General features: G+C 69.7%; 15 protein-coding genes. All 15 read left to right on the plus strand.

Annotated elements, in window-relative coordinates; all coding sequences use genetic code 11:
• Positions 1–422 precede the first annotated feature (422 nt).
• The gene (locus tag L3Q65_RS45355) at positions 423–1,232 is read left to right on the plus strand and encodes a CoA transferase subunit A (protein WP_037712884.1); all 810 of its coding nucleotides are present in this window, start codon (positions 423–425) and stop codon (positions 1,230–1,232) included.
• A complete protein-coding gene (locus tag L3Q65_RS45360; RefSeq protein WP_237598393.1) occupies positions 1,229–1,984 on the plus strand; it encodes a CoA-transferase subunit beta in 756 nt (251 codons plus the stop codon). The genes L3Q65_RS45355 and L3Q65_RS45360 overlap by 4 nt, the downstream gene beginning before the upstream one ends.
• Positions 1,981–3,162, plus strand: coding sequence for a thiolase family protein (locus L3Q65_RS45365; RefSeq protein WP_182895577.1), 1,182 nt, complete (start codon positions 1,981–1,983; stop codon positions 3,160–3,162). The genes L3Q65_RS45360 and L3Q65_RS45365 overlap by 4 nt, the downstream gene beginning before the upstream one ends.
• Positions 3,163–3,178: 16 nt before the next feature.
• Positions 3,179–3,913 carry a protocatechuate 3,4-dioxygenase subunit beta gene (gene pcaH / locus L3Q65_RS45370; RefSeq protein ID WP_182895578.1) on the plus strand — a complete coding sequence of 245 codons (735 nt, stop codon included), beginning with the start codon at positions 3,179–3,181 and terminating at the stop codon, positions 3,911–3,913.
• Positions 3,910–4,461, plus strand: coding sequence for a protocatechuate 3,4-dioxygenase subunit alpha (gene pcaG / locus L3Q65_RS45375; RefSeq protein ID WP_237598394.1), 552 nt, complete (start codon positions 3,910–3,912; stop codon positions 4,459–4,461). Before pcaH ends, pcaG begins: the two co-directional genes overlap by 4 nt.
• A 29-nt stretch (positions 4,462–4,490) precedes the next feature.
• A complete protein-coding gene (pcaD, locus tag L3Q65_RS45380) occupies positions 4,491–5,270 on the plus strand; it encodes a 3-oxoadipate enol-lactonase (RefSeq protein ID WP_237598395.1) in 780 nt (259 codons plus the stop codon).
• Positions 5,267–5,668, plus strand: a complete 402-nt coding sequence (gene pcaC / locus L3Q65_RS45385; protein WP_009074285.1) for a 4-carboxymuconolactone decarboxylase — start codon at positions 5,267–5,269, stop codon at positions 5,666–5,668. Before pcaD ends, pcaC begins: the two co-directional genes overlap by 4 nt.
• Positions 5,669–5,678: 10 nt before the next feature.
• Positions 5,679–6,485 carry an IclR family transcriptional regulator C-terminal domain-containing protein gene (locus tag L3Q65_RS45390; protein WP_182895581.1) on the plus strand — a complete coding sequence of 269 codons (807 nt, stop codon included), beginning with the start codon at positions 5,679–5,681 and terminating at the stop codon, positions 6,483–6,485.
• A 9-nt stretch (positions 6,486–6,494) separates the two neighbouring features.
• Positions 6,495–7,085 (plus strand): NTP transferase domain-containing protein, encoded by a 591-nt coding sequence (locus tag L3Q65_RS45395; protein WP_237598396.1) that lies wholly within the window; start codon positions 6,495–6,497, stop codon positions 7,083–7,085.
• Between the two features lie 159 nt (positions 7,086–7,244).
• Positions 7,245–8,123: a MoxR family ATPase gene (locus L3Q65_RS45400; protein WP_237598397.1), complete on the plus strand. Its 879-nt coding sequence runs from the start codon at positions 7,245–7,247 to the stop codon at positions 8,121–8,123.
• Between the two features lie 858 nt (positions 8,124–8,981).
• A complete protein-coding gene (locus tag L3Q65_RS45405; protein WP_237598398.1) occupies positions 8,982–10,097 on the plus strand; it encodes a VWA domain-containing protein in 1,116 nt (371 codons plus the stop codon).
• Positions 10,090–11,202, plus strand: a complete 1,113-nt coding sequence (locus tag L3Q65_RS45410) for an XdhC/CoxI family protein (protein WP_037810189.1) — start codon at positions 10,090–10,092, stop codon at positions 11,200–11,202. Before L3Q65_RS45405 ends, L3Q65_RS45410 begins: the two co-directional genes overlap by 8 nt.
• A gap of 988 nt (positions 11,203–12,190) precedes the next feature.
• Positions 12,191–12,715, plus strand: a complete 525-nt coding sequence (locus L3Q65_RS45415; RefSeq protein ID WP_182895584.1) for a (2Fe-2S)-binding protein — start codon at positions 12,191–12,193, stop codon at positions 12,713–12,715.
• A complete protein-coding gene (locus tag L3Q65_RS45420) occupies positions 12,715–15,153 on the plus strand; it encodes a xanthine dehydrogenase family protein molybdopterin-binding subunit (protein ID WP_182895585.1) in 2,439 nt (812 codons plus the stop codon). The genes L3Q65_RS45415 and L3Q65_RS45420 overlap by 1 nt, the downstream gene beginning before the upstream one ends.
• Entirely contained in the window at positions 15,150–16,004 is an 855-nt protein-coding gene (locus L3Q65_RS45425) for a xanthine dehydrogenase family protein subunit M (RefSeq protein ID WP_237598399.1), read from the plus strand. The genes L3Q65_RS45420 and L3Q65_RS45425 overlap by 4 nt, the downstream gene beginning before the upstream one ends.
• Positions 16,005–16,032: the final 28 nt, after the last annotated feature.

Raw genomic sequence — 16,032 nt, forward strand, 5'->3', positions numbered from 1 at the left:
CCTAATGCCGACCGTGCCGCCCGAGCGAGGTTCGCGGCGCGCTCACCGCCGGACACCCGCCTGAGCTGCGACGGAGCGTCCAACCGCGACAGTACGCCACCGGCGTCGGCAGTGCCCGAATTCCGCATTGCGGTACCACGCAACGAAATCCCGGTCTGCCGCCGACTGTGCCGCCCTGTGTCGCCGCGAAACCCGTTCGCCGACTCCTAGCGCACTGTGTTGTCTTATCGCATCACCTCACTTCCTTCGAAGCCCAAAACCTTGCGTCGCCTTGTGCCGTCTCTCCGGACGTCCGCTTCACCCTTTGGCACTCCCACGGGCGGCCGGATCGTGCTATGTTCTCATCTAGAACTTCTGTGCGCTATGCGAACACGCTAGCACGGAACGGCGGAAGCAGGAAGATCCAGACGGAAGGGCTCGTGATGGCAAGGGTGCTGTCGCTCGGCGAGGCGGTCGCCGAGCTGGTGCACGACGGAGACACCGTCGCTCTCGAGGGATTCACGCACCTCATCCCCGTGGCGGCCGGGCACGAGATCATCCGTCAGGGCAGGCGGAACCTCACGCTCGTGCGGATGACGCCGGACATCGTCTACGACCAGCTCATCGGCGCGGGCTGTGCGAGCAAGCTGATTTTCTCGTGGGGCGGCAACCCCGGGGTCGGCTCGCTGCACCGGTTCCGCGATGCCGTGCAGCACTCGTGGCCGGCGCCGCTGGAGATCGAGGAGCACAGCCACGCGGGCATGGCGAACCGTTATGTCGCAGGCGCTTCCGGGCTCCCGTTCGCTGTGCTGCGCGGTTACACCGGCACCGATCTGCCCGCGCAGACGGACACGATCAAGCCGATCACCTGCCCGTTCACCGGCGAGCAGCTCACCGCGGTGCCCGCGCTGAACCCGGACGTCACGATCGTGCACGCGCAGCGTGCCGACCGGGCGGGCAACGTCCAGCTGTGGGGCATCGCGGGCGTGCAGAAGGAAGCGGTGCTCGCGGCGAAGCGGTCGCTGGTCACCGTCGAAGAGGTCGTCGACGAACTGGAGCCCAGGCCGGGTGCGCTGGTCCTTCCGTCCTGGGCGGTCACCGCGGTGGCCGAGGTGCCCCGCGGCGCGGCGCCCTCGTACGCCGCTGGGTACTACGAGCGGGACAACGCGGCCTACCAGGCATGGGACGAGATCGGACGGGACCGCGAGGAATTCGCCAAGTGGCTGAACGACCTGACCGGGGTGAAGGCATGAGCGAGTACACCGCCGACGAGATGATGAGCATCGCCGCGGCCCGCGCGCTCGGCGAGGGCATGTCGTGCTTCGTCGGGATCGGATTGCCCAGCACGGCGGCGAACCTCGCCCGGCGCACGCACGCCCCGAACCTCACGCTGATCTACGAATCGGGTTGTCTCGGCGCGAAACCCAGCAGGCTGCCGCTGTCGATCGGCGACGGCGAGCTGGCCGACACCGCCGACGCGGTGGTCAGCGTGCCCGAGGTGTTCAACTACTGGCTGCAGCCCGGCCGGATCGACGTCGGGTTCCTCGGCGCGGCGCAGCTCGACAAATTCGGCAACATCAACACCACGGTCATCGGTTCCGACTACCACGATCCGAAGGTGCGCCTTCCCGGCGCGGGCGGGGCGCCGGAGATCGCCGCGTCCTGCAAGGAGGTGTTCGTCGTGCTGCGCCAAAGCAAGCGGACGTTCGTGGACAAGGTCGACTTCGTGACGTCGTTCGGCCACGGCTGCGGGCGCGGCGACCGCGAACGGCTGGGCCTGCGCGGCGCCGGGCCGACGCTGGTGGTCACCGACCTCGGCCTGATGCGGCCCGACCCGGACACCGCGGAGCTCACGCTCACCGAACTGCACCCCGGGGTCGAGCTGGACCAGGTCGTGGAAGCGACGGGGTGGACACTGAAGACGGCCGCGGACCTCAAGACCACCCCCGCGCCCACCGAACGCGAACTGACCCTGCTCCGTGAACTGAAGAAGGCCGGCGAATGAGCGACGCTTACGTACTCGACGCGATCCGCACTCCCTTCGGGCGCTACGGCGGCGCTCTCTCCGGGGTGCGTCCTGACGACCTGGCCGCGGGCGTCCTGCGCGCGCTGGCCGAGCGCAACGGGCTCGATCCGTCCACTGTGGACGAGGTGTTGCTCGGCGACGCCAACGGCGCGGGCGAGGACAACCGCAACGTGGCGCGGATGGCCGCGCTTCTCGCCGGCTGGCCGACATCGGTGCCCGGTGCGACGGTGAACCGGCTGTGCGGATCCGGCGTCGAGGCGACCATGCAGGCGAGCCGGGCGATCCAGGTCGGCGACGCTTCGCTGGTGGTCGCGGGCGGCGTCGAATCGATGAGCCGCTCGCCGCTGGTGATGCCGAAGCCGGACAAGGCTTTCCCGGCAGGCAACCAGACGCTGTACAACACGGCCCTCGGCTGGCGGATGGTCAACCCGGCGATGCCGTCGCAGTGGACCGTTTCCCTCGGCGAGTCCACCGAACTGCTCGCCGAGCGCTACGGCATCGGCCGCGAAGAGCAGGACGCGTTCGCCGCGCGCAGCCACGTGAACGCCGCGCGGGCGTGGGACGAGGGCTTCTACGACGACCACGTGGTTCCGGTCGAAGGCGTCGAGCTGACCCGGGACGAGGGCATCCGGCCGGACTCCTCGCCCGAGAAGCTCGCGAAGCTGAAAACCGTGTTCCGCAAGGAAAACGGCACCGTCACGGCGGGCAACGCGTCGCCGCTGAACGACGGTGCGTCGGCGTTGCTGCTCGGCGACGCGGCCGCGGCCGAGCGGCTCGGCAGGACGCCGCTGGCCCGCATCGCCGGCCGCGGCGCCGCGGGGGTCGACCCGGACGTGTTCGGCATCGGCCCGGTGCGCGCGGCGGAGATCGCGCTCGGACGGGCGGGCATCGGCTGGGACGACCTCGCCGCGGTGGAGCTCAACGAGGCGTTCGCGGCGCAATCGCTGGCCTGCCTGAAAGAATGGTCGAAGCTGGACCCGGAGATCGTCAACGTCAACGGCGGCGCCATCGCGATCGGGCACCCTCTCGGCGCGTCCGGCGGCCGGATCATCGGCACGCTGGCGCATCAGCTCCGCCGCACCGGCGGCCGCTGGGGGCTCGCGGCGATCTGCATCGGCGTCGGCCAGGGTCTCGCTGTCGTACTCGAGAATCGCTGAGAAAGGGGGAGGCATCGTGGCCACACCGACCGACCGGCGCCTGCCGCAGTACCGGCCTGATCCGGACGGCACCCACCCGCCGCTCGACTACGCGCCATACCGTTCCACCGCGCTGCGGCATCCGACGCAGCCGCTGGTCCTGCTGCCGCAGATGCTCACCGAGGTCACCGGTCCGCTGCTCGGCCCGGGGCGGCTCGGCGAGTTCGACAACGACCTCACCCGCCAGCACGCGGGCGAGCCGCAAGGGCAGCGGATCATCGTCACCGGCAGGCTTCTCGACGGCGACGGACGGCCGATCCGCAACTCGCTCGTGGAGATCTGGCAGGCCAACGCGGGGGGCCGCTACCGGCACACCGGCGACCGCTGGCCGTCCCCGCTCGACCCGAACTTCGACGGGCTCGGCCGCACGCTGACCGACGACGACGGCCGCTACGAGTTCACCACCATCAAGCCTGGTGCGTACCCGTGGAAGAACCACGACAACGCCTGGCGTCCGGCGCACATCCACTTCTCAGTGTTCGGTACGGCGTTCACCCAGCGGCTCGTCACGCAGATGTACTTCCCGGACGACCCGCTGTTCTCGCAGGATCCGATCTTCAACTCCATTCCGGACGAGAAGGCGCGGCAGCGGATGATCTCCCGGTTCGACCTCGACCGCACCGAAGAGGAATGGGCGCTGGCGTTCCAGTTCGACATCGTGGTGCGCGGGCGGGAACAGTCGGTGTTCGAGGACGAGGAGGAGGACGAGTGAGGCTGGAAGGCACGCCTTCGCAGACCGTCGGGCCGTACCTGTCCATCGGGTTGCCGTGGGACGACGGGCCGTTCGTGGTTCCGGAAGGCACCGAAGACGCGGTGTGGATCCGCGGCGGGGTGTACGACGGCGCGGGCAACCCGGTTCCCGACGCGATGATCGAGACGTGGCAGGCCGATCCGGACGGCGGGTTCGACCACCCCGACGATCCGCGCGGCAAGCCCGCCGATCCGTTCCGCGGATTCGGCCGGTGTCCCACCGACGACCAAGGCCAGTACCGGATTCTGACGCTGCTGCCCGGGGTCGTGCCGGACGCGTCCGGGGCTCCGCAGGCGCGGCACATCGACGTGTCGGTGTTCGCTCGCGGGCTGCTGAACCGGGTTGTCACGCGCATTTACTTCGAGGACCAGGACAACGCGGGCGACGCCGTGCTGGCGAGCGTTCCCGTGGAACGGCGGGACACGTTGCTGGCCAAGAAGGACGGTGACGGCTACCGGTTCGACGTACGTTTGCAGGGCGAAGGCGAGACGGTGTTCTTCGCGGTCTGACCGGCCGTGTCCATTGTGGAGGTTCAAGCGTGAGCAGTGTCCGGGTGCACCGGGTCGTCGAAGGCCCGGCGGCGGGGCCGGTGGTGGTGTTCTCCAACTCGATCGGCAGCGACCACCGGATGTGGGAGCCGCAGGTCGCGCCGTTGACCGAACGCGGGTTCCGGGTGGTCCGGTACGACACGCGCGGCCACGGGTCGTCGCCGGTGCCGCCGGGGCCGTACGACCTGGCCGATCTGGGCGGCGACGTGCTGGGGCTGCTCGACGACCTCGGTGTGGAGCGCGCGCATTTCGTCGGCTTGTCGCTCGGCGGGATGACCGGGATGTGGCTCGGCGCGCACGCCGCCGAGCTGTTGTCGAGCCTCACGCTGTGCTGCACGTCAGCGCTGCTCGGGCCGCCCGAGATGTGGGCCGATCGCGCGCGTCTCGTACGAGCCGAGGGCACGGGGGCGGTCGCGGAAGCCAGCGTCGGGCGCTGGGTCACGCCGGGCTACGCGCAGGCGCATCCGGACCAGATCGCGTACCTGCGCGAGATGGTCGCGGGCCAGCCCGACGAGGGATACGCCGGATGCTGCGAGGTGATCGAGCGGATGGACCTCACCGGCGATCTGCCGAAGATCTCCGTCCCGACGCTGGTGATCGCGGGCGCCGACGACCCGTCGACGCCCGCCGAGCCGCACGGGCGGGTCATCGCGGACGGGATCCCCGGCGCCCGGCTCGAGGTCGTCGCCTCCGCCGCGCACCTGGGCAGCTACGAGCAGCCGGATGAATTCACCCGGCTGATCCTCGAACGGATCACGGAGGACCAGTGACCGGAGACCGCTACGAGGCGGGCATGCGGGTGCGCCGCGAGGTGCTCGGCGACGAACACGTCGACCGGGCGGTCGCGCGGACCACCGAGTTCAGCAAGCCGTTCCAGGAGTACATCACCGAAGCGGCTTGGGGTTCGGTATGGACGCGCGACGGCCTCGACCGGCGGACTCGCAGCTGCATCACGCTGGCCGCGCTCACCGCGCTGCACTGCCACGACGAACTGGCGATGCACGTCCGCGCCGCGGTGCGCAACGGGCTCACCGCGGACGAGATCCGCGAGGTCTTGCTGCACACCGGCGTGTACGCGGGAGTGCCTGCGGCGAACACGGCGATCGGGATCGCCCAGCGCGTCCTCGCGGAGCTGGGAGAACCCACCGCCCAGCCGCCGGCCGGATAGGGTTCGCGGCATGGAATCCGACGACCAGGCCGAACGCGGTGCGCACCACGTGCAGTCGCTGGAACGCGGACTGGCGGTGATCAAGGCGTTCAGCGCCGAGGCCCCGCATCCGACGCTCAGCGACGTCGCACGCGTCACCGGGCTGACCCGTGCGGCCGCGCGCCGGTTCCTGCTGACGCTCGTGGACCTCGGCTATGTCCGCACCGACGGCAAGTACTTCTCGCTCACCGCGCGAGTGCTGGAACTCGGCTACGCGTATCTGTCCAGCCTCAGCCTGGCCGAGATCGCGCAACCGCACCTGGAGCGGCTGTCGGCGGAGGTGCACGAGTCGAGTTCGGTGTCGGTGCTGGAGATCGCCGACATCGTGTACGTCGCGCGCGTCGCGGTGTCGCGGATCATGACAGTGAGCATCAACGTCGGCACACGGTTCCCCGCGCACGCCACGTCGATGGGGCACGTGCTGCTCGCCGACATGGACCGGACCGAACTCAACGCCTACTTCATCGTCGCCGACCTCGACCGGTTGACTCCGCACACGCTCACCCACCGCACGGCGCTCGAAGCCGAGCTGGCCAAGGTCCGGGAACAGGGCTGGGCGATGGTCGACCAGGAGCTCGAAGAAGGCCTGCGCTCGGTCGCCGCGCCGATCCGCAACCGGGCGGGGCGCGCGGTCGCCGCGGTGAACATCTCGACGCACGCGAGCCGGACGCCGGTCGAGACCGTCCGGACCCAGTTCGTTCCGCCGTTGCTCGAGACCGCGGCGGCCATCTCGGCAGAACTCGCCGCGGTCGCGCCCGGGCGAGCGATCCAGGGCTGAGGAGCGCGGATGCCGGAACCAGTTGCCGGATTGCTGCTCGCCGCCGGGGCGGGGCGGCGATTCGGCGGGCCCAAAGCGCTGGTCGAGTACGACGGGGAGCCGCTGGTCCAGCGGGCGGTCCGGAGCCTGGCCGAGGCCGGATGCGCCTCGGTGCGGGTGGTGGTCGGCGCGTCGGCTGAGCAGGTCCGGGAACTGTTGCCGCCGGACGTCGCTGCGGTGTCCGCGGCTCGATGGCAGGACGGGATGGGCGAGTCGCTGAAGGCCGGGCTCGAATCGCTGGCGGGGGAGCGGGCGGTGTCAGTGCTCGTGCACCTGGTGGACCTGCCGTGGGTGCCGGCCGCGGCGCTCGCGCGGATAGTCGGAGAGGCTTCCGAGGACGTCGTCGTCCGGGCTGCGTACCAGGGAGTTCCCGGACATCCGGTGCTGTTCGGACGGCGTTGGTGGGGCGAGATCGCGAGTTCGGCGCATGGGGACCACGGGGCGCGGGACTGGTTGCGCGGGCGGGTTGACGTGCGGCTTGTCGAGTGCGGTGACCTCGGGAGCGGCAGCGATGTCGATCGGCCTGGGGATCTGGCCGGGCCTGGTGCGGAGCGGCGCTGAAAGGTGCTGGGACGAGCGACCAGGCTGCCCTGGATCGCTGACGGAGCTCGTCTGGCCACCGAAGTGTGCGTCGCTGGATCCGGATGAGATTCCTCCGCGCAACGGCTCCGTGCTGCGGTGAACGGCGAACTTGGCGGTCTCGGATCTACGATCGGGGGCGTGACAGAGTCCCTCGCCTCGCCCGACGCGCTCGCGGCCGCCCTCGACACCACCGGTTACCTCGCCGACGAGGGGCTGGCCACCGCGGGATTTCTCGCGACGCAGATGCAGCGTCCGCTCTTCTGCGAAGGCGAGCCGGGCACCGGGAAGACCTCGCTGGCGCTTGCCCTGTCGGAGGCGCTGAAGTGGCCGCTGGTGCGGCTTCAGTGTCACGAGGGCATCGATGCCGCGCAGGCGCTCTACGAGTGGGACTTTCCCCGTCAGCTGTTGCACCTGCGCGCTCTCGAAGCGGCAGACGGCGGACGGCTCGACGCGGAAACTGCCGAGCGTTCGCTGTACACGGAGCGTTTCCTGCTTGCGCGACCGCTGCTGCAGGCGCTCACCACGACACCGTGCGTGCTGCTGGTGGACGAGATCGATCGCGCTGACGACGAGTTCGAGGCGTTCCTGCTGCAGTTGCTGGACGAGTACACCGTCACGATCCCGGAGTACGGCGAGGTGCGTGCGGAGCAGCCGCCGCTGGTCGTGCTGACGTCCAACCGGACTCGCGAGGTGCACGACGCGCTCAAGCGCCGGTGCCTTTACCACTGGCTCGAGCATCCGGACCTGACTCGGGAGATCAGCATCCTGCGCCGCCGGCTGCCCGGGATCGGCGAGACGCTCGCCCGGCAGATCGCCGACGCGGTGCACCGGCTGCGGGCGATGGACCTTCTCAAGCCGCCGGGTGTCGCCGAATCTCTAGACTGGGCAAGGGCTTTGCTCGCGCTCCAGCGCGACGAACTGGACGCCGCGACGGCTGCGCGGACCCTCGGCGCGGTGCTCAAATACAGCGAGGATCTCGACCGGGTGCGGGCGAAGCTGGACACGTTGTTCTCTTGAGTATGTGTCTAATGTGGACGGTCGGGTAAGTCCGTTGCGGCGGGGTGCGGGATCGGGCATGCTTGAAGCATCACTGGATGACTTCGCCGACTTCATTGATCTTGTGCCTGATCTTGTGACTGCGACTGTGCCGGAAGGAGGGCTCGTGACCGACTTCGCCCGGACTGCCCTCCTGGCCGTCCGCTGAGTTCCCGTTCTTTCCTGAAGGTTCCGCGCGCCCGCCTTGCGCTACCGAGGCTGGCCGCTGCGCGCAACCACGGTTCGCGCACGCTGTCCCGGAGGCGGGACGGCGTGCGCGGCCGCCCTTCGCCGACGCGATGGGCGGTGTGGTGGGCCTTGGGAGCTTCGCTAGGCGGCTGGCTGAGCTGAACGAAATGCCCGGAAGCGCGGCTCGGGTTTGGCTGGCTGGCGGACGTGCCGGGAAGCCTTGGCGCGGCATGGGCTTGGCCAACGGGCGCGGGACATCCGCGGGGCTTTGGCGCGGGCGGAATCGGGCTGGCGACGGTTCAGCTGGATGGAGCGGTGTGCGGGTCGCGCGGAGCGGTGAGTTGGAGCGAGCCGGAACATCTGCGGGGCCGACGCGGTTCACACTGGAATGGCGGTGCGGAGGAACACTGGCGAGCTGGAGCAGCTCAAGCCGAAACCTTCGCGCGCTCAAGAACCCGCCCCAGCAAGTCCGCACGGCCGAAAACTCGCCCAAGAACCTCTGCGCGCCAAGCTCGCTACAGGCAACCCGCAGCCTGCGGTCGGACAGCCGTGGCCAAGGCCAGTTAAACCGATCGCGGCCGGAGTGTGTGACGGGCGGGCGGGATCGGCTGTCGCGGCGCGGTTTCCGGTGTTGGGGTCACAATGGGGGACATGAACACCGAAGTCGCTGACCCGCTTGCTGGCTATGCGGGGTTCGCGGCGGCATTGCGCGCGGCGGGCGTCGCTTGTGACGCGCGGCGGGTGCAGGCTTACCTGTCGGCGGTGGAGAAGGTCGATGTCGCCCGGCCGACGCAGCTGTACTGGGTCGGGCGGTTGACGCTCTGCTCCGATCCCGACGACCTGCCTCGCTACGAGGAAGCCTTCGCGCGGTGGTTTGAAGGCGATGACAGTCCGAAGGCGACGTCGGGGACTCCGGTGCGGAAGCAGGCCCGGATCGCTCCGCTTGTCGCGGCGGCAGGCGACGGGGACAGCACCGAGGAATCGCACGACACGCTTCGGGTCGCGGCCAGTGATCATGAGGTTCTCCGGCATCGCGATCTCGCCGAGTTGACCAAAGCCGAGCGGGCGCACTTGCGGGAGTTGCTCGCGACGCTGCGTCCTGTGCTGCCTCGGCGGCGGGCGGCGCGGCGGACGCCTGCGCATCGTGGTGCGCTGGATCCGGCGCGGACTTTGCGGGCGATGCTCGCGTCCGGTGGCGAGCCTGTTCGGCTGGCGCATCATCGGCGGGGGACGCGGGCGCGGAAAGTCGTCTTGCTGATCGACGTTTCCGGTTCCATGAGCGCGTATGCCGACGCGTTGCTGCGGTTCGCGCACGTTGTCGCGCGGGCCGCGCCGATGTCGGTCGAGGTGTTTACGCTGGGTACCCGGATGACGCGAGTGTCCCGTCAACTCCGGCAGCGCGATCCGGAGCAGGCAATGCTCGCCGCCGGCACCGCGGTGCCCGATTTCGCTGGTGGGACGCGGCTTGGCGAGACGCTGCGAGTGTTTCTCGACCGGTGGGGCCAACGCGGGTTCGCGCGACGCGCGGTAGTCACCGTGTTCTCCGACGGGTGGGAGCGCGGCGATGTCAGCTTGCTGGCCGAGCAACTCGGCAGGCTGCGCCGTCTCGCGCACGCCGTATTCTGGGTGAATCCGCACGCAGGGCACGAGGGTTATGCTCCGGTCCAATCCGGCATCGTGGCCGCCCTGCCGCACATCGACCGGTTGCTGGCCGGGCACAGCCTGGCGACGTTGGAACGACTCCTCGGGGAGATTGCCGATGCGTGACGTACTGGACGACGTGTACCGCCGCTGGCAGGCGGGCGAAACGGTCGGGCTCGGCACTGTGGTGGCCACGTTTTCGTCGGCGCCGCGGGCACCGGGCGCGTCGATGATGGTCGCGCCGGACGGCACGGTCGTCGGGAGCGTGTCCGGCGGCTGTGTCGAAGGCGCGGTCTACGAGCTGGCCAACGAAGTCGTCGCCGAGCGGAAGCCGGTTTTGCAGCGCTATGGCGTCAGTGACGACGACGCGTTCGCGGTCGGGCTGACCTGCGGCGGGATCATCGACATCTACGTCGAGCCGGTGGACCGCGAATCGATGCCGGAGCTGGAGCGCGTCGTCGAGTCGGTGCGCAGCGGCGAGCCGGTCGCGGTCGTCACGATCGTGGAGCATGAGACGCCCGGGCTGGTCGGCGAGCACATGATTGTGTGGCCGGATCGGGTCGAGGGGTCCCTTGGCTCGTCCCGGATGGACGACGCGGTCGCCGACGACGCGCGCGGGCTTCTCGCCGCTGGACGCACCGGGACGCTCCACTACGGACCGGACGGGCAGCGTCGCGGCGAGGGCATGGCTGTTTTCGTGAATTCCTTCGAGCCGCCGCCGCGACTGCTGGTGTTCGGGGCCATCGATTTCGCCGCCGCAATGGCACGGATGGGTGCTTATCTCGGGTACCAGGTGACGGTCTGCGACGCGCGTCCGGTGTTCGCGACCAGCAGCCGGTTCCCGGAGGCGCACGACGTGGTCGTCGACTGGCCGCATCGCTATCTGAAGGCTGAGGCCGACGCGGGCCGGATCGACGCGCGGACGGCGATCGCGGTCCTCACGCACGATCCGAAGTTCGACGTGCCGCTGCTGGAGGTCGCGCTGCGGCTTGACGTCGGGTACGTCGGCGCGATGGGTTCCCGCAAGACGCACGACGACCGGTTCGCGCGGCTTCGCGAGGCGGGGATCACCGAGGGCGAACTGGAACGCCTGTCGTCGCCGATCGGCCTCGACCTCGGCGCGCGCACGCCGGAGGAGACAGCCGTGTCGATCGCGGCGGAGATCATCGCTCTGCGCTGGAGCGGCACTGGGCGGCGGCTGGCGGCGTTGAGCGGGCGGATTCACAGCTGACCGGATTGCTGAGCTGAGAGCCGTGGCAAGCGTTTGCGGGCCGGGCTTGGCGGCTGACGCGGGTGGGAAATCCGGGGAGTTTCATCGGTGCGGCCTGGGTCTGGACGGTTGGCGGAGCTGAGTAGCGCGCGGACTGGCTCCGGGGACCGGCGGCGTTGTGAGGGCTGGGCGGGCACGGAGCTGACCTGGAAATCCGGACGGCTCGGCTAGGTGCTGCTTGGCCGGGAATTTGGTGCCTGGCAGCGCTGGGCGTGCGGGTGCTGCCCGGGCAGGAGTCCGGTGCGTGGCGGCGCTGCGCACAACGCCGACGCGGCAAGCGCGGGGCCGAGGCATCCAGACAACGCGGCGGGGCCTGCGAGGACTCGGCAGCTGCTGCGCTGGAACCGCGGCTGGCTCGCCGGGACCGCGGCTGGCACCCTGGGGGCCACAGACGGACGGAAGCGCGGCCCCAGGCCGAACCGTCCAGTCCGAGACCCGGCTGGCCGAGACCCGGCTGGCCGAGACCGGGCTGGCCGAACTGTCCAGTCTGAGACCGGGGCTGGCCGAGACCGGGCTGCCCGAACCGTCCAGCCCGAACCGTCCAGCCCGAGACCGGACTGCCCGAGACCGCGTCGGCCGAGACGCAGGTGGCCAAGCCCGGACAGCCATGCCCAGCCAGCCACAACGACCCGCCCGGCCAGCGCAATCCGCGAGAAAAACCCCGTCCAGCAACGAAACCCGGTGAACCCCCGACCCGAAACCGCGCCCCCTCGGGAAGATCCGCCCACCGAAAAATCACCCGTCCGGCTTCACGCATCTGCGCCTCAAAGTCAACTGCGAACCCGCATCTGCGGAACCGCCACGGCGACGTGCGACATCAGGACTTGTCCGCGCGCGAAAGGCGTAGCACGCTCCCCTGTGAGGCCGATCACGATCGTGCCTTGGCCGTTCCCGAACCGGCCCGCCGCCTCCGCCGGGGCTGGCGGGCATTTGCACTTGGAGGCCTTTGATGCGCATCACCGTCACTGTCGACGGCACGAAATACACCGATGACGTCGAGCCGCGCACCCTGCTCGTCCACTATTTACGGGAACGCGTCGGGAAGGTGGGCACCGTCGTCGGGTGCGACACCAGCAACTGCGGCGCGTGCACCGTTCATCTCGACGGGCACAGCGTGAAATCCTGTTCCGTCCTCGCCGTGCAGGCCGACGGAAGCGAGGTCACGACTGTCGAGGGGCTGGCCCGCGACGGTCAGCTGCACCCGGTCCAGCAAGCTTTCCACGACAATCACGCGCTGCAGTGCGGGTTCTGCACGCCGGGCATGATCATGCAGTCCATCGACCTGCTGGCGGACAACCCGGACCCGGACGAGCAGGCCGTCCGCGAGGGGCTCGAGGGCAATCTTTGCCGCTGCACCGGTTACCAGAACATCGTGAAGGCGGTGCGCGACGCCGCGAAGCACATGAGTCCTGGCGCGGGGCCGGAAGCCGAGAAGATCGACCAAGCCAACCACGTCGGCGTGGGGGGTGAATGATGACTGCCACGATCGAGCCTGAGGTAGGAAAGTCCCGGCGCCGCAAGGAAGACGAGCGGCTGATCACCGGGCGTACCCGGTGGACGGACAACATCGCGTTGCCGGGGATGCTGCATCTCGCGGTGCTGCGGAGTCCGCTGGCGCACGCGAAGATCGTTTCGATCGACACGTCCGCGGCGAAGGAATCCGCGGGAGTCGTTGCCGTCTATACCGCTGCCGATCTTGATCCCGAGGGGGCGATCGGCATGCCTTGTGCGTGGCCGATCACGCCGGACATGGCTGCGCCGCGGCGTCCAGTGCTGGCATCGGATCGGGTGAATTTCGCTGGCGAGGGCGTGGCGGTGGTGGTCGCGCGGTCGGCCGCGGAGGCGCATGACGCGCTCGAGGCGATCGAGGTCGAGTACGAAGACCTGCCGCCGGTGCTTGACCTGGAAGCAGCGCTCGCCGAAGACGCGCCGCTGGTGCACGAGGAGCTGGGCAGCAACAAGAACGCCTTCTGGGTGTTCGATTCGGCCGAGGCCGGAACCGGTGGCAATGTCGAGGAGGCACTGTCCTCTTCGGAGGTGGTGCTGAAGCGGCGGTTCCGTCAGCAGCGGCTCGTGCCCGCGTTCATGGAGCCGCGCGCGTGCGTGGTCGATCCGACCGGCGCTCAGCTCACCATGTGGTCGGCCACCCAGGTGCCGCACATTCTGCGCGTGATGTCCGCGCTGACGCTGGGCATCCCGGAGCACAAGCTGCGCGTGATCGCGCCGGACGTCGGCGGCGGGTTCGGCGGCAAGATCGGCGTGCTGCCCGAGGAAATGATGACCGTGCTCGTCGCGAACAAGCTCGGCAAGCCGGTGAAGTGGAACGAATCCCGGTCCGAGACGATGCTCGCCGCGCACCACGGCCGCGACCAGATCCAGGACATCACGATCTCGGCGAAGGCCGACGGCACGGTCACCGGGCTCAAGGTCGAACTGCTCGCCAACCTCGGCGCGTACAACGGCCTGGTCGGGCCGGGCGTGCCGATCCTCGGCGCGTTCATGTTCAACGCGATCTACAAGATCCCGGCCTACCACTTCGCCTGCACCAACGTGTTCACCACGACCACGCTCACCGACGCCTACCGCGGAGCGGGCCGTCCGGAAGCGACGTTCGCGATCGAGCGGATCATGGACGAGCTGGCCGACGAGCTGGGCATGGACCCGGTGGAGCTGCGCGAGAAGAACTGGATCAAGCACGAGGAATTCCCGTTCACCACGGTCTGCGGGCTCACCTACGACTCCGGCAACTACGAGGCCGCGACCGAGAAGGCGAAGGAGCTCTTCGGCTACGACGCGCTGCGCCGCGAGCAGAAGGAACGCCGCGAGGCGAACGATCCGGTGCAGCTCGGCATCGGGATCTCGACGTTCACCGAGATGTGCGGGCTCGCGCCGTCGCGGGTGCTGGGTTCGCTCGACTACGGTGCCGGCGGCTGGGAGTACGCGTCGCTGCGGATGCTGCCGACCGGCAAGGTCGAGGTCACGACGGGTGCGTCGGCGCACGGCCAGGGGCACGAGACGGCGTGGAGCCAGATCGTGGCCGACCAGCTCGGGGTGTCCTTCGAGGACGTCGAGGTGCTGCACGGCGACACGCAGTCCTCGCACAAGGGCCTCGACACGTACGGTTCGCGCTCGCTGGTCGTCGGCGGCATCGCGATCGTCAAGGCGGCGGAGAAGGTGGTCGCGAAGGCGAAGCCGATCGCCGCGCATCTGCTGGAGTGTTCGGAGGACGATCTCGAGTTCTCCGGCGGCAAGTTCACCGTGAAGGGCACGGATTCGTCGACGACGATCCAGGACATCGCGCTCGCCGTGTTCGCCGCGCACAACCTGCCGGACGGCGTCGAACCGTCGCTCGATTCCGATGCCACCTTCGACCCGGAGAACTTCTCCTTCCCGCACGGCACTCACCTGTGCGCGGCCGAAGTGGACACTGAAACGGGCCAGGTGAAACTGCGTTCGTACGTCTGCGTGGACGATGTCGGCAAGGTGGTCAATCCGCTGATCGTGGAAGGCCAGGTGCACGGCGGGCTCGCGCAGGGCATCGCGCAGGCGTTGTTCGAGGAGGCCGTGCACGACGAGAGCGGCACGCTCACCACGGGCACGTTCGCCGACTACCTGCTGCCCTCGGCGGCCGACCTGCCGTCGTTCACCACGGACCGCACGGAGACGCCGTCGACCACGAACCCGTTGGGAGCCAAGGGCGTCGGCGAGGCGGGCACGATCGCCTCTACGCCCGCCGTGGTCAACGCGGTGGTCGACGCGGTGCGCCAGTTCGGGGTGAACGACATCGAAATGCCGCTCACGCCGATGCGCGTGTGGAACGCGGTGCGCAACGGCACCGCGAACGCCGGCGGCCCCGGCGGCGAGGCCGGCGGCGGCCTCGGTTCGATCGACGCTTCCGGAGGTGCCCAGTGATTCCGGCTCCGTTCGACTACGTCGCTCCGTCCACGGTGGACGAAGCCGTCCAGGCCCTCGCCGAGGCGGGCGAGGACGCCAAGGTGCTGGCGGGCGGGCAAAGCCTGCTGCCGGTGCTGCGGATGCGGCTCGCCGCGCCGACCACGCTGGTCGACCTCGGGAAAATCGCCGAAATGCGCGGCGTGCGCGAGGACGGCGACGCGCTCGTGGTCGGTGCGATGACGACGCACTACGACGTCCAGCGCGATCCGTTGATCGCCGAGCACGCCGCGCTGGTGAAGGAGGCGACCGATACTGTCGCGGATCCGCAGGTGCGCCACCGCGGCACGTTCGGCGGTGCGATCGCGCACGCGGACCCGGCTGGCGACCTGCTGGCTCCGGTGCTCGCGCTGGACGGCGAGCTGGTGCTGGCCGGGCTGAACGGGCGGCGCACAGTGTCCGCGGCGGAGTTCTTCCAGGACTACTTCACCACCGCACTGGTCCCGGACGAACTGCTCGTCGAGGTGCGGCTGCCCAAGCACACCGGCTGGCGGGCGCACTACGAGAAATTCAACCGGGTCGCCCAAGCCTGGTCGATGTGCGCGGTGGCGGCCACCGTGCGCACCGAGGGCGGCGTGATCGAGGAAGCCAGGGTGGCGCTCACGAACATGGGCGCGACCCCGGTCCGGGCGACCGGGGTGGAGCAGGCGTTGCTCGGCGCGCAGGCCACCGCGGAAACCATCAAGGCGGCCGCCGCGCACGCGGCCGAGGGCACCAACCCGGTCGCGGACGGCAATTCCGACGTCGAATACCGCCAGCACCTCGCGCGGGTGCTGACCGGGCGTGCCGTCGCGGCGGCGGTGGGCGCCTGAGCCGGCCGGCCGTGAAGGACTCCTTGGG

Source organism: Amycolatopsis sp. FU40 (assembly GCF_021903635.1).
Classification (GTDB): domain Bacteria; phylum Actinomycetota; class Actinomycetes; order Mycobacteriales; family Pseudonocardiaceae; genus Amycolatopsis; species Amycolatopsis dendrobii.

What these genes read in the sequence shown, in the direction of transcription:
- L3Q65_RS45395 (WP_237598396.1), top strand. Translation starts at nt 6,495, where the DNA reads ATGCCGGAACCAGTTGCCGGATTGCTGCTCGCCGCCGGGGCGGGGCGG.
- L3Q65_RS45405 (WP_237598398.1), top strand. Translation starts at nt 8,982, where the DNA reads ATGAACACCGAAGTCGCTGACCCGCTTGCTGGCTATGCGGGGTTCGCG.
- L3Q65_RS45390 (WP_182895581.1), top strand. Translation starts at nt 5,679, where the DNA reads ATGGAATCCGACGACCAGGCCGAACGCGGTGCGCACCACGTGCAGTCG.
- L3Q65_RS45420 (WP_182895585.1), top strand. Translation starts at nt 12,715, where the DNA reads ATGACTGCCACGATCGAGCCTGAGGTAGGAAAGTCCCGGCGCCGCAAG.
- L3Q65_RS45360 (WP_237598393.1), top strand. Translation starts at nt 1,229, where the DNA reads ATGAGCGAGTACACCGCCGACGAGATGATGAGCATCGCCGCGGCCCGC.
- L3Q65_RS45355 (WP_037712884.1), top strand. Translation starts at nt 423, where the DNA reads ATGGCAAGGGTGCTGTCGCTCGGCGAGGCGGTCGCCGAGCTGGTGCAC.
- L3Q65_RS45410 (WP_037810189.1), top strand. Translation starts at nt 10,090, where the DNA reads ATGCGTGACGTACTGGACGACGTGTACCGCCGCTGGCAGGCGGGCGAA.
- L3Q65_RS45415 (WP_182895584.1), top strand. Translation starts at nt 12,191, where the DNA reads ATGCGCATCACCGTCACTGTCGACGGCACGAAATACACCGATGACGTC.
- L3Q65_RS45365 (WP_182895577.1), top strand. Translation starts at nt 1,981, where the DNA reads ATGAGCGACGCTTACGTACTCGACGCGATCCGCACTCCCTTCGGGCGC.